Origin of the sequence: Shewanella xiamenensis (assembly GCF_024971755.1) — a bacterium.
In the GTDB taxonomy this organism is placed as follows: Bacteria; Pseudomonadota; Gammaproteobacteria; order Enterobacterales; family Shewanellaceae; genus Shewanella; species Shewanella xiamenensis.
The window spans coordinates 322,945-344,798 of sequence record NZ_CP079718.1 but is presented as its reverse complement, the minus strand read 5'-3'; the positions used below and the strand labels follow the sequence as shown (position 1 = coordinate 344,798).

General features: G+C 48.9%; 19 protein-coding genes. 12 read left to right on the top strand and 7 right to left on the bottom strand.

The annotated features are described in order from the left end of the window. A complete protein-coding gene (locus tag KXJ80_RS02600; RefSeq protein WP_069453930.1) occupies window positions 1-2,184 on the bottom strand; it encodes a TonB-dependent receptor plug domain-containing protein in 2,184 nt (727 codons plus the stop codon). 419 nt (window positions 2,185-2,603) lie between these two features. On the opposite strand from KXJ80_RS02600, the gene KXJ80_RS02595 reads away from it, so the two are divergent. Beyond that, on the top strand, window positions 2,604-3,962 hold the full coding sequence (locus tag KXJ80_RS02595; RefSeq protein WP_099457206.1) for an isochorismate synthase: 1,359 nt from the start codon (window positions 2,604-2,606) through the stop codon (window positions 3,960-3,962). A gap of 24 nt (window positions 3,963-3,986) precedes the next feature. On the opposite strand, the gene KXJ80_RS02590 is transcribed toward KXJ80_RS02595, so the two are convergent. Beyond that, the gene (locus tag KXJ80_RS02590; protein WP_099457205.1) at window positions 3,987-4,712 is read right to left on the bottom strand and encodes a transporter substrate-binding domain-containing protein; all 726 of its coding nucleotides are present in this window, start codon (window positions 4,710-4,712) and stop codon (window positions 3,987-3,989) included. 228 nt (window positions 4,713-4,940) lie between these two features. Between KXJ80_RS02590 and KXJ80_RS02585 the strand changes: the two genes are divergently transcribed. Further along, window positions 4,941-5,600: a 7-cyano-7-deazaguanine/7-aminomethyl-7-deazaguanine transporter gene (locus tag KXJ80_RS02585; RefSeq protein ID WP_037423985.1), complete on the top strand. Its 660-nt coding sequence runs from the start codon at window positions 4,941-4,943 to the stop codon at window positions 5,598-5,600. Window positions 5,601-5,698: 98 nt separating this feature from the next. Beyond that, the gene (locus KXJ80_RS02580; RefSeq protein ID WP_099457204.1) at window positions 5,699-6,166 is read left to right on the top strand and encodes a GNAT family N-acetyltransferase; all 468 of its coding nucleotides are present in this window, start codon (window positions 5,699-5,701) and stop codon (window positions 6,164-6,166) included. 253 nt (window positions 6,167-6,419) lie between these two features. Here KXJ80_RS02580 and KXJ80_RS02575 read toward each other — a convergent pair whose 3' ends face one another. Beyond that, on the bottom strand, window positions 6,420-8,555 hold the full coding sequence (locus tag KXJ80_RS02575; protein WP_037428338.1) for a sensor histidine kinase: 2,136 nt from the start codon (window positions 8,553-8,555) through the stop codon (window positions 6,420-6,422). Continuing rightward, window positions 8,556-9,938 (bottom strand): sigma-54-dependent transcriptional regulator, encoded by a 1,383-nt coding sequence (locus tag KXJ80_RS02570; protein ID WP_037423995.1) that lies wholly within the window; start codon window positions 9,936-9,938, stop codon window positions 8,556-8,558. A 284-nt stretch (window positions 9,939-10,222) separates the two neighbouring features. Between KXJ80_RS02570 and KXJ80_RS02565 the strand changes: the two genes are divergently transcribed. The 8 genes from KXJ80_RS02565 to mutM all read left to right on the top strand — a co-directional run bounded on the left by KXJ80_RS02565 (window position 10,223) and on the right by mutM (window position 17,246). Then, on the top strand, window positions 10,223-11,047 hold the full coding sequence (locus KXJ80_RS02565) for an ABC transporter substrate-binding protein (RefSeq protein ID WP_069453927.1): 825 nt from the start codon (window positions 10,223-10,225) through the stop codon (window positions 11,045-11,047). Beyond that, on the top strand, window positions 11,044-11,751 hold the full coding sequence (locus KXJ80_RS02560; RefSeq protein WP_099457203.1) for an ABC transporter permease: 708 nt from the start codon (window positions 11,044-11,046) through the stop codon (window positions 11,749-11,751). Before KXJ80_RS02565 ends, KXJ80_RS02560 begins: the two co-directional genes overlap by 4 nt. Before the next feature lie 3 nt (window positions 11,752-11,754). Continuing rightward, window positions 11,755-12,462: an energy-coupling factor ABC transporter ATP-binding protein gene (locus KXJ80_RS02555; RefSeq protein ID WP_099457202.1), complete on the top strand. Its 708-nt coding sequence runs from the start codon at window positions 11,755-11,757 to the stop codon at window positions 12,460-12,462. Next, entirely contained in the window at window positions 12,446-13,039 is a 594-nt protein-coding gene (gene mobA, locus KXJ80_RS02550; protein ID WP_037428332.1) for a molybdenum cofactor guanylyltransferase MobA, read from the top strand. The genes KXJ80_RS02555 and mobA overlap by 17 nt, the downstream gene beginning before the upstream one ends. 30 nt (window positions 13,040-13,069) lie before the next feature. Further along, the gene (locus KXJ80_RS02545) at window positions 13,070-14,869 is read left to right on the top strand and encodes a bifunctional molybdopterin-guanine dinucleotide biosynthesis adaptor protein MobB/molybdopterin molybdotransferase MoeA (protein WP_099457201.1); all 1,800 of its coding nucleotides are present in this window, start codon (window positions 13,070-13,072) and stop codon (window positions 14,867-14,869) included. 16 nt (window positions 14,870-14,885) lie between these two features. Further along, the gene (moaA, locus tag KXJ80_RS02540) at window positions 14,886-15,869 is read left to right on the top strand and encodes a GTP 3',8-cyclase MoaA (RefSeq protein WP_099457200.1); all 984 of its coding nucleotides are present in this window, start codon (window positions 14,886-14,888) and stop codon (window positions 15,867-15,869) included. 81 nt (window positions 15,870-15,950) lie between these two features. After that, entirely contained in the window at window positions 15,951-16,406 is a 456-nt protein-coding gene (locus KXJ80_RS02535; RefSeq protein WP_037424018.1) for a hypothetical protein, read from the top strand. 24 nt (window positions 16,407-16,430) lie between these two features. Then, on the top strand, window positions 16,431-17,246 hold the full coding sequence (gene mutM, locus KXJ80_RS02530) for a bifunctional DNA-formamidopyrimidine glycosylase/DNA-(apurinic or apyrimidinic site) lyase (RefSeq protein WP_099457199.1): 816 nt from the start codon (window positions 16,431-16,433) through the stop codon (window positions 17,244-17,246). 61 nt (window positions 17,247-17,307) lie between these two features. On the opposite strand, the gene KXJ80_RS02525 is transcribed toward mutM, so the two are convergent. From KXJ80_RS02525 to KXJ80_RS02515, 3 genes are read right to left on the bottom strand one after another with little or no spacing between them, the layout of a single operon-like run. Then, window positions 17,308-19,032, bottom strand: a complete 1,725-nt coding sequence (locus KXJ80_RS02525; RefSeq protein ID WP_099457198.1) for an ArnT family glycosyltransferase — start codon at window positions 19,030-19,032, stop codon at window positions 17,308-17,310. Window positions 19,033-19,045: 13 nt separating this feature from the next. After that, window positions 19,046-19,705, bottom strand: coding sequence for a TVP38/TMEM64 family protein (locus KXJ80_RS02520; RefSeq protein ID WP_011624604.1), 660 nt, complete (start codon window positions 19,703-19,705; stop codon window positions 19,046-19,048). Window position 19,706: 1 nt separating this feature from the next. After that, window positions 19,707-20,438 (bottom strand): glycosyltransferase family 2 protein, encoded by a 732-nt coding sequence (locus KXJ80_RS02515; RefSeq protein WP_099457197.1) that lies wholly within the window; start codon window positions 20,436-20,438, stop codon window positions 19,707-19,709. Window positions 20,439-20,671: 233 nt separating this feature from the next. Between KXJ80_RS02515 and KXJ80_RS02510 the strand changes: the two genes are divergently transcribed. Beyond that, window positions 20,672-21,835: a nucleotide sugar dehydrogenase gene (locus tag KXJ80_RS02510; protein WP_218737957.1), complete on the top strand. Its 1,164-nt coding sequence runs from the start codon at window positions 20,672-20,674 to the stop codon at window positions 21,833-21,835. The last annotated feature ends 19 nt before the right edge of the window (window positions 21,836-21,854 follow it).

Here is a 21,854-nt window from a genome sequence, read left to right as displayed (position 1 = left end):
TTAAATCTGCCAGTTCACACCCACGAAGAACTGACGGCCAGCCTGAGGCAATGCTTCACTCTGGTAGTAGTTCTCATCCAATAGGTTAGTGGCGCGCAGATACACTTCTAACTTATCGGCGATCAGCGGCTGCACTAAGTTGATATCCACTAAGGTGTAGTTATCCAGCGACTGCTGTTGATACTGGTTTTGTCCGTTTACCTTCACCTGAGTCGCATAAACCTGATCGAGGATACGTTCCACATTGAGGTGGACTTGTGTCTCGAATGGGAATTCGTAGCTCATTTGCCAGCGCAGCTGGTGACGAGGACGGTATTGCAGCGCATCTAAGGTATCGTCGCCTTCCATTTCTTTTGAATCTAAGTAGCTGTAGGAGAAGCTCAGATCCAAATGTTCAATCACATGGTTATTAATTTGAAAATCAATCCCTTTGAACTCATAGCGCCCCATATTTTGGTAGAAACCCGCAGTATCTTTGGCGATGTAGTTCTTCGCATCCGTGTAATAACCGTAGAGCGAGAAGTCGGTGCTGGCGAGTAAGTTTTGCTCTAAACCCAACTCAACATGCTTAGACTCTTCCGCTTCTAAATCACGGTTACCCGATGATTGCGAGTACAAGTTCACCATGGAAGGGAAACGGACTTTACGTGCCACACTTAGGCTTAAACGTGAATCGGGTACCACTTGCCAGTAGCTAGATGCCATAGCCGAGTAATTATCATCCGTGCCATCAGAGGCATCGAGTGAATGGAAAGCTCCACCTAAGGTAACGCCATAGTTGTGCTCAGATTGATACTGATATTCGGCCGCCGCAGTATATAACCATGCAGAATCATTTAGGTTTTCAGCGCCGCCAGAACCGCCACCGCTACCATTGCCACCGCCAGAACCTGTTCCACCACCGCTACCAGTGCCACCGCCAGAACCTGTTCCACCACCGCTACCAGTGCCACCGCCAGAACCTGTTCCGCCGCCGCTGCCAGTACCACCGCCGGAACCTGTTCCGCCACCACTACCAGTGCCCCCGCCAGAACCTGAACCAGTGCCCGAGTTATTCCCCGTACCACTACCAGTATTGCTGGAGTATGTGTCCACTACAGACTTCCAGCTCTGCTCTTCAGCAATCACAGAGGTGGTTAACAGCCCGGCCTTATGAAAATCAGTGATCAGCTGTAAATTGACCCCTTGAACCACGGAGCGACCGTCTTGAGTTTGCGTTAATGCCAAATAAGTTTCATCGGCATAAGCGGCTTCTAAGGTATCGCTTTGATTGTGGTAGCCAAAACCACGCAGGGTAAAAGTATCGTCGAACTGATGGGCTAAGCCGAGCTGGAAGGTATGTGAATCGTAATCGTCGGTGCGCTCATACTTAAGTTTGCCACTGCCAGTTCCATCACGGGCAGGTTTGCCCCATTCGCCATTACGCAGTGCCGCGTTGACAATCAGTTGGGTCTTATCCGATAACCAGTAACTACCTTGGGCATAAACGTTGGTGACTTCTTTATCTGAGTTGGCACGCAGTTCACCGTCTTGATATTGGGTTGGCTCGAAATCGTTCGACATCGGGAAACCATCGGTCTGTTGACGGCTAACACTCACTAATCCCTGCCAATCATCACCCGAACCTGCGGCGCTGATGTCGCCATTAAAGGTATTGTCTTTACCCGCTTCTACACGTCCAGACAAGGCGGGCGCAGTGCTGCCTTGCTTAGTAATAATATTGATCACCCCGCCGGCACCGCTTGGGCCGTACAGCACTGAAGTCGGGCCGACCGACACTTCAACCGAGGCAATTTGGCTGGTTGGGATCACGCTTGGGTCGAACTGCCCATCGTCGGCACTGCTCATGGGCACGCCGTTTACCAGTAAAGTGACATGGCGAGTCTTAAAACCACGTATATCAACCCTAGGGGTGCCATCGCCACCCACACGGATATAAACCCCGGGCACATTCTTCAGCACTTGGTCTAATGTCTGCGCACCCAAAGCACGGATTTCGGCCTCATTGATGCTCCAATGAGTGGTCGCCAATTGCTCCGCATCGGCGCCTTCGCCATGGACGACAATCACTTCATTCACATTTAGCAGGGGATCGCGGGCGATTTCATCGGCGTGAGCAGTTAAACTGAGCCCAATCGCTAACGCTAAGGACGACACTCTAAAAATCGTTTGTCTGGTAATCATATTATTGTTGTCATACAGGAAATTTAAGATGTGCCCCCTATTGTGGTCTTAGATAATTCCGTCTCAACCAAAAAAAAATTAAAAACCAACCCAGATCGACTAATTACGGCAAATGGAACACGCCTTTAGTCACAAAGAGACAAAATGTCCAACACTGGCAACGGTATCGACAAAAAGACCCATCTTGGTCACATTTTTTTGCGTCTTAAAATGAGACTATGGTAAAAGTCACACACTCATGGCTTGCTTCTTGACACTGACGGCCTCGGCCTTTAATTTGAGCGAAAGATTCTTATTTACACGCTCTAATCAACTTGGTGTAAATGACTTTAAAAAGAATGCATTAATCTAGTTCATATTCACCGCTGAGAACCGGAACTTCAGCCACTACCTTCATTCCGTTATCTTTGGAGTTTTACTTGCCTGCTCATGCCCTGTCTGAAGACCTTAAGTCTCTCATCGACAAACTCATTCAAATGAAACAGGTTCCAGCGTCGGAGCCGATAGTGCAGCTATCTTTAACGACTGTCTCTATTCCTTTGATTTCATGGTTGGCATCACAAACTCAATATCCACGCATCTACTGGCATGGGCGTGACAAAATTGAAGAAGTTGCAGCCATAGGTGCTTGTAAAGACATAAAATTTGAAACTGGCGTCCAGGATAACGAGCTGGCCAGTGTTTACGAACGGCAACGTGTTTTATCTAGCAATCCAGACATTCGATACTATGGCGGTGTAGCCTTTGACCGCAGCATTGAATCTTGGCCTGAGTTTGGTAATAGCCGATTTGTACTACCCAGAATCGAGTTTAGACGCAGTGCAGATCAGTTTAGTTTGCGGGTAAATCTTAATTTTGCCGATAACAATCCTATCGATGAGATCGACCTTGCGATTGCCGCTATTGAAGCGGTTATGCCAGCACGCCCCTTGGCGCCACCCAATAAACTCACCCTAGAGAGCCGCCAAGATATTCCGGACTTTCCTCGTTGGAAAACCTTAGTCGAACAAGTCGTTGAGCCTGAATTTAATCAAGATACGCCCAAGGTCGTTCTCTCACGTTTGACAGAGCTTAAGGTTAACGAGCAAGTTGATCCTTGGATGGTATTAGCCTGCTGGCAAGGCCGTAACCCCAACAGCTTTCAATTTGGATTCCAATTTAGCCCTGAGCGTACTTATATCTCCTGCTCCCCAGAGCGCTTATTTCGTCGTCGTCGGCAACAATTGTTTACCGAGGCATTAGCGGGCACGACAGTTCGCGGATTAAATAAAGAAGAAGATGTGGCGCTAGCCAATGCGCTGCTGGAAGACAATAAAAATAGTGTTGAAAATCAGCTTGTTCGTCGTCACATAGTCAATATGCTCACGCCTTTGAGTCAGTATGTCGGTGCAGAAGAAGCGGCCACAATCTTTAAGTTAAATCATATTCAGCATCTGCACCGCGCTATTCGTGCCGAGTTAAAGCCCGGCGTGAACGATTTTCAGCTGTTACAAGCACTGCATCCTACACCCGCGGTGGGAGGCCTCCCTAGAGAATCTGCAATGAAGTTCATTCGCCAGCGGGAAGGCTATATGCGAGGCTGGTACGCTGGCGCTTGCGGATATTTTAATCAAGATGAGAGTGAGTTTTCAGTCGCCATCCGCAGTGCATTGATTGAGCCAGGTAAAATTAATCTGTTTGCGGGTGCGGGCATTATTGCAGGTTCAGATCCCAAGGCTGAGTGGCAAGAGCTAGAGAATAAACTTGCAACGATAATGTCGATTCTGATTGAACTATAAACATTTAACACTGATGCCAAAACATTAAAAACCCTTTGCTTTGGTCTCAGTGTAAAGCCTATCCTGCTCACCGGAGTCAATGATTTTTTTATGTTCAATATCAAAATGTTGCTTTAGCATTTGTCCTTTTTCGGTATTGGCAAAGGCAAAAAAAGTTTCTGCATTTAACACTCCTTGGATAATCACAAACGTTTGTGGCGCCCTCAGTTCAGGAATGAGCGCCTCCATATTCTTTTTGTAATCCAGTACGGCATCGATTCGTCCCGCATTTACACTATTGAGCATACTCAACATGTCGCTACTTTCTTCGTAAAACATCGGTATGGAGGTCAGCATATTGTAACGATAGGCCAGCATGGCTTGGACTCGCTTATGGGATAAACTCTCCATCCCAGCCCAAGTTGCTGCAATTTGAGGCGTTACTGCGGCATCAATTGAATCAAGCTCAACGGCATTTTCACTCAGTAGGCTATTTTTCACATCGCCTTTGTACACGCTGAGAACCATATCGACCCGTCCGCTTTCAATCAGATATAAGGTACGAGCAAAAGGCATAAACTGCACATCGACCTGCCATTCCGGTGATGGAAAGACACGCCTGAGGAGATCAAAGTAGTAACCCGTCTCATCAGGATTAGCAAAACCTTCCCAAGAGGCTGTGACAAGATGCACCACGACCGGCTTATTGGGAGTCGCGAAAGCACATAAACTCAATAAGCTAACACACAAGGCGGCAAAAAATAATCTCATCGGTTTCTCCTAACATTTCTTAAAAGTGTAGGACAATTTCGATCCCTATGCCTTAGGTTTGCGCTGTATTCGCGGCTAAATTGCTTGAAATATAAACCGTAAGCTTGCATCTTCAAACATGGTCACTATAATGGCGGCCCGATTTCAGCACGCTGGAACGGGATAAAATAACAGCAGACGATTTAGCGGGTTCCCTCACCCCGCCCTACACAACTAAAAAGGCCACATATGTTAATGTTAACCCCTGCGCAGCTTCGCCGCGCACTCCTGCTATTAGTGGGATTTCACATACTGATTATTTGCCTAAGCAACTACTTGGTACAACTGCCGTTTCAATTGTTTGGTTATCACACCACTTGGGGCGCGTTTAGTTTTCCTTTTGTTTACCTTGCAACCGATCTAACGGTGCGCATTTTTGGACAAACACCCGCTCGAAGCATCATCCTCAAGGCCATGGTGCCCGCACTGATGATTTCCTATGTTATGGGAGTCGTATTCCATCAGGGTAGCTTCCAAGGGATGGACTCCTTAAGCCAATGGAACACCTTTGTGTTTCGTATTGCGTTTGCCAGCTTTGCGGCTTATTTGATTGGTCAGCTGATGGATATCACTGTATTCGCCCGTCTGCGCCAGAGCCGTTCATGGTGGGTCGCGCCTGCGGCATCGACGATTGTTGGTAACTTAGTCGATACCTTAGTGTTCTTCAGCATCGCTTTTTATGCTTCAACAGACAGCTTTATGGCCGCCAACTGGCCTGAAATTGCCACTGTCGATTACAGCTTTAAATTGCTTGTTAGCCTAGGGCTATTCTTACCCGCCTACGGTGTGCTGCTGAAAGTGTTACAAGACAAGATATTGCAAACCAGCCCACAAAAATCATTTTCCTGATTAACTCAACTGGCCAGACCTGTTATAATTTGAACAGTTTTTATTCGGCCCCAATGCGTTTGATACGCTATTGGGGCTGATTTTTGTGAGAGAAAATTATGTATTCAATTGAAATCAAAGCAATCACAACTCTGACTCCCGAGTTAGCCATACAACTCATCGAACTAAGTAAGCAAATTCCTGAGCTCGACCGTCCCTTGACGCCTGACACCTTAACGACACGGCTTTCAGGCAAGACTTGCTTGATTCTCCTAGCCTATGTGGAAGGCGAACTGGCGGGGTTCAAGCTGGGATATGAACAGGAAAAAGGAATTTTTTACAGTTGGCTAGGTGGCGTTGCGACAGACTTTAGACGTTTAGGATTAGCACAAAGCCTACTTGAATACCAAGAGAAATGGGCCAGCCTCCAAGGCTATAACCATATTCAGGTTAAAACCATGAATCGTTTCCCTGCAATGCTCAATCTGTTGATTAGAAACCAATATTTAATTACCGAGCTAAATGCCGATCCTCAGAGTTTGATCAACCATAAATTACATTTAAGCAAGTCTATTGTGGCTGCATAAATATACCATAGATAAAAATATGCATTTTTTGCAATAAATAGCTTGCAAACACAATTGAGAATGATTATCGTTAACTTGCGTTCCAAAACTCATCTTTAACACCGATGACTGGTAATCTGACGTTGTTAAAGTGCTCCTGAGTTTGCAAGCACGACATTGCTCACACACTCTTTTGTGGCCGGATTCATCATCCGGCTTTTTTTTGCTTGTTATTCAGTGAATCAATCTGATAGCGTTTTATGCAGAGTCGCTTCTAAGATGACATTTCGGTGCTTTGGCCAGAAAAATGTAAGCCATCGTAAAGGTTGTTTTGTTGATCTTCCTTAGCCTCGTGATACAAGCCAATGGTGAAGATTGAGCCTTTACCTAATACAGAGCTCACCTCTATGGTGCCACCGATGCGCTTAATAATACCGTAGCTGAGCGACAGCCCAAGACCAGTGCCATCTTTACGCGTGGTATAGAAAGGATCAAAAATCCGCCCCAATTGCTCAGGCTCAATCCCAGACCCTTCGTCTTCAACCTCGATTTTGACGCCAATCGGCATATCTTGCTGCACCCAATCATAAGTGCGAACCCAAATGCGTCCCTTACCATCCATCGCATGGGCTGCGTTCACCACAAGGTTAATCAGTACTTGCAGTAACTGCGGGCGATTGACCTGAACAGGGCAACTGGCGTTCAGTTCCGTTATCAGCACAACTTCTTGCTTTTGAATTGAATGCCGCACTAATACCAGCATTTCCTCAATGATCGGCGTGATAGGGTGCATCTCTAAGGGAGCGTTAAACTCTCCCGGGCGACTATATTGCAGTAGGCTACGGATAATAGTGCTTATACGACCAACCTGCTGAATAACTAGATCAATTTCTTCTTTTACGACGTCGGCATTATCACCCAGCTCATAGCGCAGTAACTCCATATTGCCGAGGATAACAGCGGTCGGATTATTGATTTCGTGTGCAATACCAGCGGTTAACTCTCCTAGAGCGGTCAACTTTTCATTAGTCACTAACTGCTGGCGTGTCTCATTGAGTAAAGCGACGTTACGCTGTAGCTCTAAGGTCTTATCTTGCAGGCTACGAGTACGCTCTTCGACCTTCATTTCGAGCTGTTCGGCAGCGGCCTGAATTTGCGCGTTGCGCCGCTGCAATAGGTCGAGCATACGGTCGAACTGCTCGGCAAGATTCGACAACTCGTTATCCCTATCTAACCCCAAGGCACCAATACGCACATTGCGTCCAGACTGCACCGCTTGCACCACATGGTGAATCCGCTCAATCGGCTGCAATAAACTGTAGGCACCGCGGTAAACCAGCAATCCAGAAATAAGCAGCACTAACATCAGAATGGTACCTAACTCAATGATATTAAGCAGGTAGTTATGAATAAAAGGTGACTCCGAAAAACCGGTGTAAATCATCCCAATTCGTTGTCCACGGACATCTTCTAACGGCGCATAGGCAGAAATAAACCAATCATTGTACACAAACGCCCTATCGACCCATAACTCTCCGTGATTTAACACTTTTTCTCGCACTTCCTCCGAGACCAAACTCCCCAGTGCACGCCCTTGGGATTCATTCGGCTGTGGAAAAAAATGCAAAGGAACGTTAGTCGATACCCGAATATTATCGAGAAAAATCGTCACAGTACCAATTGAACGTTCGGGCAAGGTACCCTTGTCGTAGACAAGATCGCGGATATGATCAACGATGCGGGTGTCGCGGTTAAATAACACCCCGCCGTCGAGATACCATGCCACTTTGCCTTCAGTATCGGGGATCGGCAACAAGCTACGGCTGAGCAAACCACGGTCCTCAACTTGCTTATTGGGACTTTGTGCCCGCAAGGTCGCTAACAGTGGAATACTCGCTCTTTGCGCTAAATCAGGGTCAATCCGCGCCAAACGTTCACGAGATAACACCATCAGTCCCGAATAAGGCAACATTCCACCCATTTTCGGTAAAATCTGTCGTAAATCAGGATCCGCCGCCGCTTCAGCCACACTGACCAGCCGCAAAAAGTCTAAATCGAGTTGCTGCTTTTGCTCATCAAGAAAACTATCTATGCTCGTCCTATGATCTAATGCACCACTGAGGATCGGCCTAAAATCATTCTGGAATGTCCATGAGGTCATCACTCTTTCTAGCTGTTTTTCTTGGCGAACTTGCACCTGTTGCAGGGTATTTTCAGCCACAGCCAAATCGGCTTTGACCTTCATAAACAGTTGCTTACCTGTATAGCTGATATTCCAGTAGATCGTGATAAACACTAAACTCACCAAAGTGAGCAAAATCGGCAGCAATGTGAGGATCAAAATGCGATAACGCACTTTAGCCTGCATTTGCTGCCAACTAACTCCAAAAAAGTGAGTAAAAAAAGACACTTAAAACTCCTGCTCGTCGCTAACGTCAAACCACTCTTTATATTTGCGATCTAAGGTCTTGCGGGAAACCCCTAAGTCCCGAGCAGCCGCAGATTTATTGCCAGAATGCAGATCGACCACACTCGTCACATGGTGTTTTTCCACATCTTTTAATGGCCAATCTAAAGGATAACCCTGCAAAGCCGAAGACTCGGTTTTAACCTGCTGCTTCCAGTACTCCGCTGGCGGCTTGCCGAGCAGAATACAACGCTCAATCATATTACGCAGTTCGCGGATATTACCCGGCCATTCATGTTGTTGCAGCTTTACCATGTCCTCATGGCTCCACACCACTTCACGCACGCCTAATTCTGCAGCCAATTGGCGGGTAAAATGGTGGGTCAATTCGACCACATCTTCCGGACGCTCACGCAGCGGAGGAATAAAAATATCCAGCACATTCAGTCGATAATAAAGATCGCGACGGAAGTTCCCCGCTTCGACTTCATCCATCAGAGTACGGTTAGTTGCCGCAATCACCCGGACATCAATATTGACTTCCTTCTCACTGCCCACGGGGCGAATCGCCTTCTGCTCCAGCACCCTTAACAACGCTGTTTGCATTTTGAGCGGCATCTCGCCAATTTCATCGAGGAAAATCGTACCGCCGGAGGCAAAACTAAATAGGCCTTCACGGTTACCTTTAGCACCAGTAAACGCGCCAGCCGTATGACCAAAGAGTTCACTCTCAAGCAGTTCGGGGGCTATCGAGCCACAGTTAACAGGCACGAAGGGCCCTTGGCGGCCGCTGAGCAAATGTAATTGGCGCGCGACTAACTCTTTACCTGTGCCCGATTCGCCTTGAATTAACACCACGGCGTTGGTCGGTGCCACGCGCTCTATCACTTGCTTCACCGACTTCATGGCGTCGCTACTCCCTATGATGGTAGAGGAATAGCCGATAGAGACTTCGCGACGCAACATCAAGTTTTCACGGCGCAGCAATCGGCGTTCAATACAACGGTCAACCGCCGACATCATCTGCTCGAGATGGAATGGCTTCATAATGAAATCTGAGGCACCTGCTCGCAGCGCTTTAATCGCCACCTCTAAATCCGCATAGCCGGTCATAAAGATTACATCGGAACGTCGGCCTTGCTCGTCTAAGGCTTCATGCCACTCGATACCCGAGCGACCGGGTAAGCGGATATCGACAATCAGCAAGTCGAAATGGCAGCGGCTACGTAACTGCTCAGCATCTTCAATACTGCCCGCCGTTTCGACTAAGGCGAATTTCTTCGAGAGTGCCTTATTCAAAAAGCTACGCATCCCCGGCTCGTCATCGACGATCAGGACTGAAACAGCGGAAGGAAGGGGCTTGAGGTTATTATCTATCTGGCTCATAGTGCTCACGTCTGGACATTTTGACTCAATTGCGACCAATTCTAGCATTGAAACTAGACGAATAGGTCACTATGAACCATCAGAAGCATGCGCTGGGACAATTTGTCTGCAAACTATTTGCTGAGCCTGAGATCGAAGTCACAATTTAGATCAAGCTGTGAAGGTAAAAGCGTGAATATCGGTTTGGCACCCTATTTGCTTTCAACCGAACGCATTACAATTTACGGAACCTCCCACTCAGTAGGCAATTGAGTCGGAACCCTATTTTTCGCCAAGGAGTATCCATGCTAAACGTGAAATCCCACATGAAGTCATTACTGGGCCTGGTTGTTGCAGCCAGCATGCTCACAGTGTTACCCGCTCAATCGGCTGAAGTAATTAAGTTAGCCACCACGACCAGTACTGAAAACTCTGGTCTGTTACAAGAATTACTGCCTAAGTTTGAAAGTGCAACAGGCTATAAAGTACAAGTTATCGCAACGGGTACGGGTAAAGCATTGAAACTAGGCGAGCAAGGCGATGTGGATTTAGTGATGACCCACGCACCAAGTGCTGAAGCAAAATTTGTTGCCGATGGTTTTGGTGTTGAGCCACGTGGCATTATGGAAAACGATTTCGTCGTATTAGGCCCTAAAAACGACCCGGCAAAATTGCGTGAAAGCAAAACAGCCGAAGAAGCCTTCGCGAAAATCGCCAAGTCAGGCTTACCTTTCGTCTCTCGTGGTGACAACTCTGGCACCCACATCAAAGAGTTAGAAGTATGGAAAGCCGCAGGCGTGACTCCAGACTTCAAAGGTTACACTTCAGTAGGTCAAGGCATGGGTAAAACCCTGCTGATGGCAAACGAATTACAAGGTTACACTCTGTCTGACCGTGGTACTTTCGTGGCGTACAAAACTAAGCTGGACTTAGGTGTCGATTTCGATGGCGGTAAAACCCTGGCGAACCCATACCAAGTGATTCTGATCAACCCAGCTAAATACCCAGATCTGAACCACAAAGGCGCCAAAGCCTTCAGTGACTGGCTGATCAGCAAAGAAGGTCAAGCCATGATCAACAACTTCAAAGTTGAAGGCGAGCAACTGTTCAAGGCAACCTATAGCGAATGAGCGAAGGCTGGCTAGCACTGTTACAGCAGGCGTTAAGCCTGCTGTTTTCATTGGACCCCGACGTTTGGTCCATCATCTCTGTCTCGTTTTCGGTTTCTTTCGCGGCGCTGCTCATCACCTTAGTCCCCTCTATGGTGCTCGGTTTTGTGTTGGCGTTTGCCCATTTCCCCGGAAAGTGGTTTGTCACTAACTTAGTACAAACATTGCAATCGATTCCCACCGTAGTGATCGGCCTGCTGGTGTATCTCATCTTGACCCGCAACGGCCCGCTTGGGGATTTAAAGTGGTTGTTCACTCAAGAGGGGATGATCCTCGGCCAAATGATGATTTGCGCCCCAGTGATGATCGCCATGAGTCAAGCGGCCTTCACTAGTGTCGATCGCCGGGCATGGGAAACCTCACGCACCTTAGGCGCCTCTTGGTTTAGCGCGGTCTGGACCGTGTGTCGCGAACTGCGTATGCCGTTATTGCTGGCAATTGTCGCGGCCTTTAGCCGTATTCTCACCGAAGTCGGCTGTTCGATGATGGTCGGCGGCAACATTTTAAACGTAACACGTAATATCCCGACGGCTATCGCACTGGAAACCAGTAAAGGCGATTTCGCCCAAGCTATCGCCCTCGGATTAGTGCTGCTAATCTTGGCCTTGATCCTCAACTTTGCCTTAGGTGGTTTACGCGGCAAAGAAACGCCAAGGAGCCATTAACTTATGACCCAAGCCAAACTGATTGCCCGTGATTTGGAAATGTCCTTTGGCCCGCGCTTATTATTCAAAGCTCAGCGCCTTGAGTTATGCCAAGGGAATGTCATTTATTTGCAGGGTGACAACGGCTCAGGCAAATCAACCCTGATGAAGATCCTCGCGGGTCTACAGGCGCCATCTCAGGGCAAGATTGAAGTCAGCGGCTTTAAAAAAGATGGATGGTGGAAACGTAACCCTTTGCTTGGAAAGGCTATTTATCTCCACCAGCACCCCTATCTATTCGATGGCACAGTCAATTACAATCTGACTTACGGTTTACCCTTTGCGGCCTCAAAAACCGAAGCCAAACGTAGAATTGGTCAAGCAATTGAGATGGCTCAACTAGGCTCGCTATTACAAGCTAGAGCCAGCAATTTATCCGGCGGCGAAAGACAACGCCTCGCCATCGCCCGCGCTTGGATATTGCAGCCAAAGTTACTGATGCTCGATGAGCCGACCTCCAATATGGATAAGGACTCCCAAGCCTTAGTGCTGCAAATGATCCAACAGCTCAAACAGCAAGGGACGGGAATGCTATTAAGCAGCCACCAAAACTGTGCGCTCACCGCCATTTGCGAGCAGCAGTGGCACATTGCAGACCAACAGGTGATAACCTCCCATCAGCAAACGCCCACAAACTCCACACAGGGATCTTTATATGTCGTTGCAAATTGATGCGGTTATTCTTGCCGGTGGTATGGCACGCCGTATGGGCGGGGACGATAAAGGCCTCGTCGAGCTAAACGGCAAGGCCATGATAGAACACACTATCGAACGGATAAAACCTCAGGTTAAGGAGATCCTGATCAACGCAAATCGTAACCAAACACGCTATGCTGAGTTCGGTTTTACGGTGTTGAGTGATGAGCATACTGGGTTTCTCGGCCCCTTGGCGGGCATGATCACCGCTATGGGTCACACCCAAGCAGACTATCTGCTCGTGGTGCCCTGCGATTGTCCGCTACTCCCGCGGGATTTAGTCGCCCGCTTATTAACCGCCATTGAGGCAAACGATGCTGAACTTGCCGTGGCCAGCGATGGGGAACGTGAGCAGCCGGTGGTGATGTTACTAAAGCCGAGCCTGCGCGAGTCGATGACCGCCTTTCTCGAAGCGGGTGAGCGTAAAATTGATTTTTGGTATGCCAAACATCGCTTTGCGGTGGCGGCCTTTGCCGATCAACCCAATGCCTTCGTCAATGTGAACACGCCAGAACAAAAACAACGACTGGCAGCAGAGATAAACCAAAGCTAAGGCTTCAAATTTCCCAGATTAGAGGTGCAAATGAGTACTCCCTTCGTCAATCCGCTATCTATTCCCGTTCTCGGATTTTGTGCCTATAGCGGCACGGGGAAAACCACCCTACTCAAGCAATTGATCCCCGAATTAAATCAGCGCGGCCTGCGTCTGGCGGTGATCAAACATGCTCACCACAATTTCGATGTCGATATTCCCGGTAAAGACAGCTACGAGATGCGCAAAGCCGGTGCGCGGCAAATGCTAGTCGCCTCCCATGTGCGTTGGGCGCTGATGACCGAAGATGCCCGCGATGGTGACCCAGAGTTAGTCCACCTACTCAAGCAAATTGAAGCCGATAAAGTCGATATTGTATTAGTCGAAGGCTTTAAAAAACTCACGCTGCCGAAAATTGAGCTGCACCGCGCCGCCCACGGCAAGCCGTTTATCTATACCCAAGACGACAATATTCTCGCCATCGCTTGCTGTGATGACACCGAGCTACCGAGCGAGCTAAGAAGACTCGACCTTAACAATGTCGCGCAAATCGCTGACTTTGTGATGGAATATGCCAATAGCTGGCAAGCCCCTAACCCCGCATTACCGATCGCAACTGTCAATGCCTGCACCTTGGGCAGCGATAAAAACCTGAGCGTGAGCCAAGGGTTAGCGCAGATTTTATCCCATGTCACGCCGGTCACTGAGCTGGAAGACATAGGCTTAGACGATTTAGATAATCGCGTGCTCGCCCGCGACAGCATTTCGCCCGTGGATGTACCGCAGCAAACCAACTCGGCGATGGATGGTTATGCCTTCGCCTATCAAGATCCGCTGCCTGCAAGCTTCACCTTAGTCGGTGAGGTCCTCGCCGGACATCAATATTCCGGCATTCTTAAGGCAGGAGAGACTGTTCGCATAATGACAGGCGCGCCCGTACCCGCTGGCGCAGATACAGTTCAACCTCGTGAGCTAGCTAACGAGGCCAATGCCAAGGTCAGTTTCGATGGTCGCATTCAGCCAGGCCAACACGTTCGCCTTGCAGGTGAAGACATAGGCCAAGGCCAAGTTGCCCTCACTCAAGCCACACGCCTAAGCGCCGCCGAACAGGGCTTATTAGCTTCCCTCGGCCTTGACCGTGTGACGGTTTATCGCCGCCCGACCGTGGCCGTGTTCTCAACCGGGGATGAAGTCAGCCAACCCGGCGAAGCGCTAAATCCAAACTGTATCTATGACTCGAACCGTTACACCATCAAGGCGATGGCAAAACGTTTAGGTTGTGAAGTCATGGACTTAGGCATTATCGAAGATTCCGAAAGCGCTCTCGAAGCCACCTTGACCAAAGCCGCGGCGCAGGCCGATGTGGTGATTAGCTCTGGCGGCGTTTCCGTTGGCGATGCCGACTACATCAAGGCCGTGCTGGCACGCCTTGGTAATATCGACTTCTGGCGGATCAATATGCGCCCAGGTCGCCCACTCGCCTTTGGTAAAGTCGGCGATAGCCTATTCTTCGGCTTGCCCGGCAATCCAGTGGCTGTGATGGTGTCTTTCCTGCAATTTGTGCAACCTGCGCTGCGTAAACTCGCTGGTGAAACTCACTGGCAGGCGCCATTATTCCCAGCGATTACCGATGAAACCCTGCGAAGCCGCACGGGCCGCACTGAGTTTATCCGCGGCATTTATCGCCTCGGTAATGATGGCAGGCTGCACGTGACCAGCACAGGTAACCAAGGTTCGGGCATGCTCAGCTCTATGGTCAAAGGCAATTGCCTTATCATCATTGGAGATGATGCTGAGGTGGTGAATGCGGGTGAAACCGTGTTTATTCAACCTTTTGCCGATCTTCTATAAGAGCCACTGAGTCCCTATGAGCCAACTTGTAGATGCCTTTGGCCGTCAGGTCGAATATTTACGACTCTCAGTGACAGATCGCTGCGACTTCCGTTGTGTCTACTGCATGACCGAAGATCCCTGCTTCTTGCCCAAGGACCATGTACTGCACCTCGAAGAGTTGGCTTGGATTGCCCAAGCCTTTACTGAACTGGGGGTGACCAAAATTCGCCTCACCGGCGGCGAGCCGCTAGTGCGTAGCGATTGCGATCAACTGGTGCACTTACTTGGCAAGCTCCCAGGGCTCAAAGATTTATCGATGACCACCAACGGTTCTAGGCTCAGTAAGTTTGCCAAACCTATGTTTGATGCGGGTCTTAAGCGTTTAAATATCAGCTTAGATACCCTTAACCCCGAGCTCTTTACCCAACTGACACGCAACGGCAAATTAGCACGCGTTATCGAAGGCATTGATGCGGCCATTGCCGCAGGTTTTACGCGCATAAAAATCAATGCCGTGATCCTCAAACAGCAAAACGATCATGAAGTCATCGATCTGGTTAACTTTTGCCGCGACCGCAAGCTCGATATCGCCTTTATTGAAGAAATGCCGCTGGGTGAAATGGATGAACGTAAACGCATGCGCCATTGCAGCAGTGATGAAGTTAAGGCCATGATTAGCGAGCATTATCCACTACAACTCTCCAATAAACGCACAGGCGGACCCGCGCGTTACTACAAGATGGTCGATAGTCCAATTCACATCGGCTTTATCTCACCCCATAGCCACAACTTTTGCCACGAATGTAATCGGGTGCGCGTGACCGTAGAGGGGCAGCTATTGCTCTGTCTGGGTAATGAGCACTCCGTTGATTTAAAAAGCATTATAAGAGAGTTCCCCGGCGATATTGAACGACTAAAAACCGCCATTCTCCAAGGCATTAAGCGCAAACCTCAGCAGCATGTATTCGATAATAACGAAGTACAAATTCTGCGTTTTATGAACGCCACCGGCGGTTAACCTCCTCACCTCAGGGCTAGCATCTCAATTTTGCCGTGATACACTCATGGCATTAGTCCTATTTTTTGTGTCACTCTTCCTATGGCGCTTACTCGTAAACAGTGGAATAACATCATTATTCTTGCCTGCGTGTTTATCATTGGCGTGCTCACGTTTATGGATAAGAAAACCCAAAATGTGCCCAGTGATGCGCAACGGCTATTTGATGATAATGCCCCGCTGGCTCAGTTGCAGTTGGATGGTATTTGGCTGCACAAACAAACTTCAAGCTGGGAATGCGATCCACAAGTACTCAACTGTGAGCAATGGGCAAAGGCTTGGCAAGGCTTAAGGGTCTCGCCCTTGAATGACGCGCCACAACCCACTGGCAAACCTCAGGAGCTGGTGATCCAAATTACCGATATTCGTCAATCACAGCGCTGGATTTATTTCCCCGATGAAGGCGTCCTTAAATCTCCCGCGAGCAACTGGTACTTAGTGCCACCGAGCTTAAGGACGGGTTTACAGCCAATCCTCGATGCGAAACCTGCACGTTAATCTATTGAATAAAAGAAGCCAATCATGCCGGAATTACCAGAAGTCGAAGTCACCCGTCAGGGGATAACCCCTTACTTAGTCGATCAAACCGTGGTTGACCTCGTTGTGCGGAACGCCTCACTGCGTTGGCCCGTTCCCGAACTTGCCAAACAGATCATCGGCCAAACCATACGCCAAGTGCGCCGCCGTGCTAAGTATCTGCTCATCGATACCGATGCCGGCACCAGCATAGTGCACTTGGGAATGTCGGGCAGCCTAAGGATCCTGCCCCACGACACGCCAGTGGAGAAGCATGACCATATCGATCTCGTTCTCGCCAATGGCCGCATTCTACGCTTTAACGACCCAAGACGCTTCGGCGCTTGGTTATGGTGTCAGTTGCCAGAGGAAGCCCATCCGCTGCTGGAAAAACTCGGGCCAGAACCTCTGACCGATGCCTTTAACGTCAATCAGTTAGCTGCCGCACTGGCAGGCAAGAAAAAGGCCATCAAACTCTGCCTGATGGATAATCATATTGTGGTGGGTGTGGGAAATATTTACGCCAACGAAGCACTGTTTGCCGCAGGGATACACCCCGAGGCGGAGGCAGGCAAGATAGATATTGAACGCTTAACGGTACTGGTTGCCGAGGTCAAACAAATACTCGCACACGCCATCAAGCAAGGCGGCACCACGCTTAAGGACTTCACCAATGCCGAGGGTAAACCCGGCTATTTCGCCCAAAAGCTGCATGTTTACGGCCGCGGCGGCGAAACCTGCACTCAGTGCGGCAATCTACTCAGCGAAATCCGTCTTGGTCAACGCACCACAGTATTTTGCGGCATCTGCCAGACGCGTTAACCTCACCGATAAAAATGCCTGCTATTGCAGGCATTTTTAGCTTCTTCGATATAATGTTTGATTACTCTTTTAACCAACGGCCAGGATGATCGGTAAAGTAGCGGTACACACGCTCTGGCGCTTGGCACTGAGGCTTAAGCTCTGACGCAGATAACAAAATCCATTCGTCACGGTGGGCAATCCCCATGCTCTTACCGCCTTTAATATCGAAACAACTCAGCTCAGCACCGCTAGGCACTAACACATAACGCTGTTTGTTCTCCTGCATCCATTGCCACGCGTTACGCTCCTGCTCTTCTACTGGCGCGAGATAACTAAAATGCGTCACACTCATGGGCGAGAACAGAATAAATTGCTCTTTAAAGTTTACTAACCCAAGCTCGGCATCCTCACCTATCACTTCGGCAGTGTGTAGCATCAGGCTTCTGGGGGTGCGCATTTCATCGAGCATAGCGTAACCCCAAGTGCTCACCAGCACCCAGCCCAAGGCTGAAACTAGCCCCACTTTCACCAGTGCAAACTGACGACGCGCCAGCCACAGCAAGGCACACCAAAGCACCCCGAGCAAAATAAATAAGTAACCAATGCCAGTGAGATCATCGGTATAGTCCGCCAGCGCTTTGACAAGTGCAGGGTGATGGATAAATGCCAGCACGCCAGCCACTAACACGAGCGCGCCCAAGAACCACAGCACACCAGTGACTAGTTTTTCAAACCAAGCTTTGGGTGAAACACCCGTTAATACCGCCGATGACGCGAGGGCCAACATAGGTAATGCGGGCAGAATATACACGTTGCGCTTGCCCGGACTGATACTGAAGAACAGCACCACGAGCCCGACCCAAATCAGCAGAATCGCAATGGTGGGATCGGCTTTTACCTTTTGCAGCCACTGTTTCCAATAGGCGACCACCAGCAACGAAATCGGGAACCACATCCAAGGGATCACACTCAGCACGAAGAAATACCAAGGCTTGATATGGTGCCAAGCATTGACGTAACGCTCGCCCGTTTGCTTGAACAAAATATTATTTTGATAGGCCACCATCTCGGGCGTGCCATGGGCTTGAACCGTCATCACCATTGGCACTAACCAACAGGCAATCACGGCCAGCATGGCCAAAGGCCCCGCCAGGCAAAGCCAAGTTAAGCGGCCCTCGAAACGGGTCTTATCTTTGAAGGCGTAAATCCCAATTGGAATGAGCAACAACAAGGGCAAGAAACCAACCCCCTTAGTGATCACCCCAAGTCCCATAAATGCCCAGCCAATAAAATACCAATGCCACTTAGGCCCAAGCATAAAATGCCTGATTAATCCGTAACATCCCACGGTTATCCAACACATCACCATGGCATCTATCTGGGCATTTTTCGCCTGCATCAAAAACTGCGGCACGATAAGGAGCAATAGTGCAGCGTTGCGGCCAACCCGCACATTCCACAATCTGGCACCCAGATCATAGACAAGAAATACCGTCAGCAAGCCACAAAAGGCATTGGGGAGTAAGAAGGAGAGTTTTAACGACCCCGTGAGTTGATAAAACAGGGCAATCGCCCACATAAACACTGGCGGCTTATCGGGATAATATTCCCCGCCCCGGGTAGGAAATAACCATTGACCCGAGGCCACCATTTCCCGCGCGACCTCAACAAACCGCGGCTCGTCAGCAGGCCAAGGGGAACGAAAACCTATGCCAACCAGTAAGATCAGCAAACTCATCAACAGCAGCGGCCAGAGTACTTGGTAATAATCTTCGCTATTGAAACGACGATTCAATGCATCCATTCCTAATCCCTATTTAGTTTTCCAATTCATCCACCTGCTTACGCAGGCTAGAACGGTAAAGGTAAGCGCCGATAAGACTCGAGATAATAAACAGCCCGATACTGATCCCCAGTTGGTTATGATCAGATAAGCCTATGCCCGCGCCCGCAAAACTGAAAATCAGCATCTGCGGCAAATAACCCAGCACGCTGCCAAACATAAATCCCCCCGCGGGGATATGTGTCGCCCCCGCAAACAGGTTTGTCAGCAGATTACTGCCCACGGGTAACAGACGGATCATTAAGACTTTTAACCAAGTCCGATGAATGATCAGCGCCTCAAACTTTTGTAAACGATTGCCAAAACGTCGTTGCAGACTGTTTCGAATGGTTAATCTCGCGGTGTAAAACGCCAGCACACAACCCAGCAATGCCGCTAAGGTGGAAAATAAACCACCATAGATGCCACCAAGGGCAAAGCCGAATACAAAGGCGATCACCTGCCTAGGTCCACCGACAGCGGTAAACAAGGCGCCAACCATCAGCAATACCGCCAGCGCATAGACCCCTTGAGCGGCAATAAAATGTGCCACCCAATTGCTATCGGTTACATGCTCGAATAACCCTTGCTGGGCCGCAAACATTAACACCAGCAAAATAAAGACGATAAAAATCGCCTTATAGAGTCGCTTCATCTTAATCGTGCCAGCTGGTTTCGCTACGGGCGACCTTCGCGATTTTCGCCCTGCGACCGAGCCAGATTACGCCCATGATGTCGACAATTCCGACCCAGACCCGATTCCAAGCGGTATATTTAGATACGCCTACTTGGCGATCCCTATGATTAACCACAGAAATAAACACCTCGCCCCCCATGCGGCGCACGAGTGCAGGGATATATCTGTGCATATGGTCGAAGTAAGGCATGCGCAGGAAGGTTTCGCGGGGGAAGAGTTTTAAGCCACATCCGGTATCGGGTACGCCATCGTGTAACAGTGCATCACGCACTTTATTCGCAAAGCGGGACTGAAATCGCTTCCACGCCGTGTCCTTGCGGTTTTTGCGATAACCGGCAATACAAAAATGTTCGGCATGAATTTGCGGCAATTGGGCCAACATGGCGGGAATATCTGCAGGGTCGTTTTGTCCATCGGCATCTAAGGTGACTATGTATTTACCGCGGGCATGTAAAACGCCAGTGGAGATAGCGGTACTTTGGCCCGTACTGCGCTCGTGACGAATGGCTTTGGCATCGCATTGCATCACCTCTGCGGTGTGCATAACTTCACCAAAAGTGTCATCCTGACTACCGTCGTCGACAACAAGAATTTCAAACTCAGTCAACCCTTGCAGGGCTTGGCATATCTCTTTCATTAATGGGCCAATATTGCCCACTTCATCTTTGGCGGGGATCACGACTGAAATCACGTTAAGGCTCCAAGCTTAATAACCATGAGTACGGTAACATAGGATTGTGGCAAACAAAAATCTGCATTGATAGGATGTTATGAATTAAACGGAACGCGAGCCCAGCATTGTATACGGGTGAAAATCGAGAAAAGAGCACTTAATTTGGAACTGTGGATTTCATCGAAATGACATATTCTAATGCCGCAGAAAATGCTAGGTTAGATAACTACATGCCAAACTTTATTGAATCTATGAACATAGTTGTGGTTGGAATGGGCTATGTCGGCCTATCAAATGCGGTGTTGCTCGCGCAGCAAAACCAAGTGACTGCTATTGATCTGATGCCTGAACGAGTCAAATTGGTCAATGACCGAAAATCAACCGTCGCGGACAACCTGATTGAAGAATACCTGCAGCATAAAGCCTTAAATCTCAGTGCCACGAGCGACAAAAACGTCGTTAAAGAAGCCGATTTTGTCATCATAGCCACTCCTACGGATTACGACCCACAAACCAACTACTTTAATACTCAGTCGGTCGAACGGGTGGCGAAGGAAGTGCTCGCCCTGAATCCTGACACCACCATTGTCATCAAATCTACTGTGCCAGTGGGTTTTACCGAAGGGCTGAGAAGTAAACTCAACAGTGACAATATCTTATTTTCGCCAGAGTTTTTGCGTGAAGGTAAGGCGCTTTACGATAACCTGCACCCCTCGCGGATCATAGTGGGTGAACGTTCCGAGCGCGCCCAAGCCTTTGCCAATCTGCTTACTCGCGCCGCAATTAAGCAAGATATTCCAATTTTACTCACAGACAGCACTGAGGCCGAGGCGATTAAGTTGTTTGCCAACACCTTTTTAGCCATGCGTGTCGCCTACTTTAATGAGTTGGACACCTATGCGGAGAGCCGAGGGCTCAACACCCGCCAGATTATCGAAGGCGTATGCTTAGATCCGCGCATCGGCGATTACTATAACAATCCTTCCTTCGGTTATGGCGGTTACTGCCTGCCCAAGGACACTAAGCAGTTGCTGGCCAACTATAATAATGTGCCTAACAATCTCATCAGCGCCATTGTCGATTCCAACACCACCCGTAAAGATTTTATTGCCAACGCCATTATCAGTAAGCAACCCAAACGGGTCGGCATCTATCGTTTGATCATGAAGTCCGACTCGGACAACTTCCGCGCCTCGGCGGTACAAGGTGTGATGAAACGCATTAAGGCCAAGGGCATCGAAGTCGTGGTCTATGAACCCGTACTCAAAGAAGGTGAGTTTTTTAACTCGAAAGTCATTCGCGATTTACACGAATTTAAAACCATGTGCGACGTGATTATTTCTAATCGTATGGCCAGTGAACTCGAAGATGTTGCCGATAAGGTTTACACCCGGGATCTGTTCCATCACGACTAAGCGTCCCAAACATTAAGGT

What these genes read in the sequence shown, in the direction of transcription:
- mobA (WP_037428332.1), top strand. Translation starts at nt 12,446, where the DNA reads ATGTCGTTGCAAATTGATGCGGTTATTCTTGCCGGTGGTATGGCACGC.
- moaA (WP_099457200.1), top strand. Translation starts at nt 14,886, where the DNA reads ATGAGCCAACTTGTAGATGCCTTTGGCCGTCAGGTCGAATATTTACGA.
- KXJ80_RS02565 (WP_069453927.1), top strand. Translation starts at nt 10,223, where the DNA reads ATGCTAAACGTGAAATCCCACATGAAGTCATTACTGGGCCTGGTTGTT.
- KXJ80_RS02535 (WP_037424018.1), top strand. Translation starts at nt 15,951, where the DNA reads ATGGCGCTTACTCGTAAACAGTGGAATAACATCATTATTCTTGCCTGC.
- KXJ80_RS02580 (WP_099457204.1), top strand. Translation starts at nt 5,699, where the DNA reads ATGTATTCAATTGAAATCAAAGCAATCACAACTCTGACTCCCGAGTTA.
- KXJ80_RS02510 (WP_218737957.1), top strand. Translation starts at nt 20,672, where the DNA reads ATGAACATAGTTGTGGTTGGAATGGGCTATGTCGGCCTATCAAATGCG.
- KXJ80_RS02570 (WP_037423995.1), bottom strand. Translation starts at nt 9,938, where the DNA reads ATGAGCCAGATAGATAATAACCTCAAGCCCCTTCCTTCCGCTGTTTCA.
- KXJ80_RS02545 (WP_099457201.1), top strand. Translation starts at nt 13,070, where the DNA reads ATGAGTACTCCCTTCGTCAATCCGCTATCTATTCCCGTTCTCGGATTT.
- KXJ80_RS02560 (WP_099457203.1), top strand. Translation starts at nt 11,044, where the DNA reads ATGAGCGAAGGCTGGCTAGCACTGTTACAGCAGGCGTTAAGCCTGCTG.
- mutM (WP_099457199.1), top strand. Translation starts at nt 16,431, where the DNA reads ATGCCGGAATTACCAGAAGTCGAAGTCACCCGTCAGGGGATAACCCCT.
- KXJ80_RS02555 (WP_099457202.1), top strand. Translation starts at nt 11,755, where the DNA reads ATGACCCAAGCCAAACTGATTGCCCGTGATTTGGAAATGTCCTTTGGC.
- KXJ80_RS02520 (WP_011624604.1), bottom strand. Translation starts at nt 19,705, where the DNA reads ATGAAGCGACTCTATAAGGCGATTTTTATCGTCTTTATTTTGCTGGTG.
- KXJ80_RS02590 (WP_099457205.1), bottom strand. Translation starts at nt 4,712, where the DNA reads ATGAGATTATTTTTTGCCGCCTTGTGTGTTAGCTTATTGAGTTTATGT.
- KXJ80_RS02600 (WP_069453930.1), bottom strand. Translation starts at nt 2,184, where the DNA reads ATGATTACCAGACAAACGATTTTTAGAGTGTCGTCCTTAGCGTTAGCG.
- KXJ80_RS02525 (WP_099457198.1), bottom strand. Translation starts at nt 19,032, where the DNA reads ATGGATGCATTGAATCGTCGTTTCAATAGCGAAGATTATTACCAAGTA.
- KXJ80_RS02585 (WP_037423985.1), top strand. Translation starts at nt 4,941, where the DNA reads ATGTTAATGTTAACCCCTGCGCAGCTTCGCCGCGCACTCCTGCTATTA.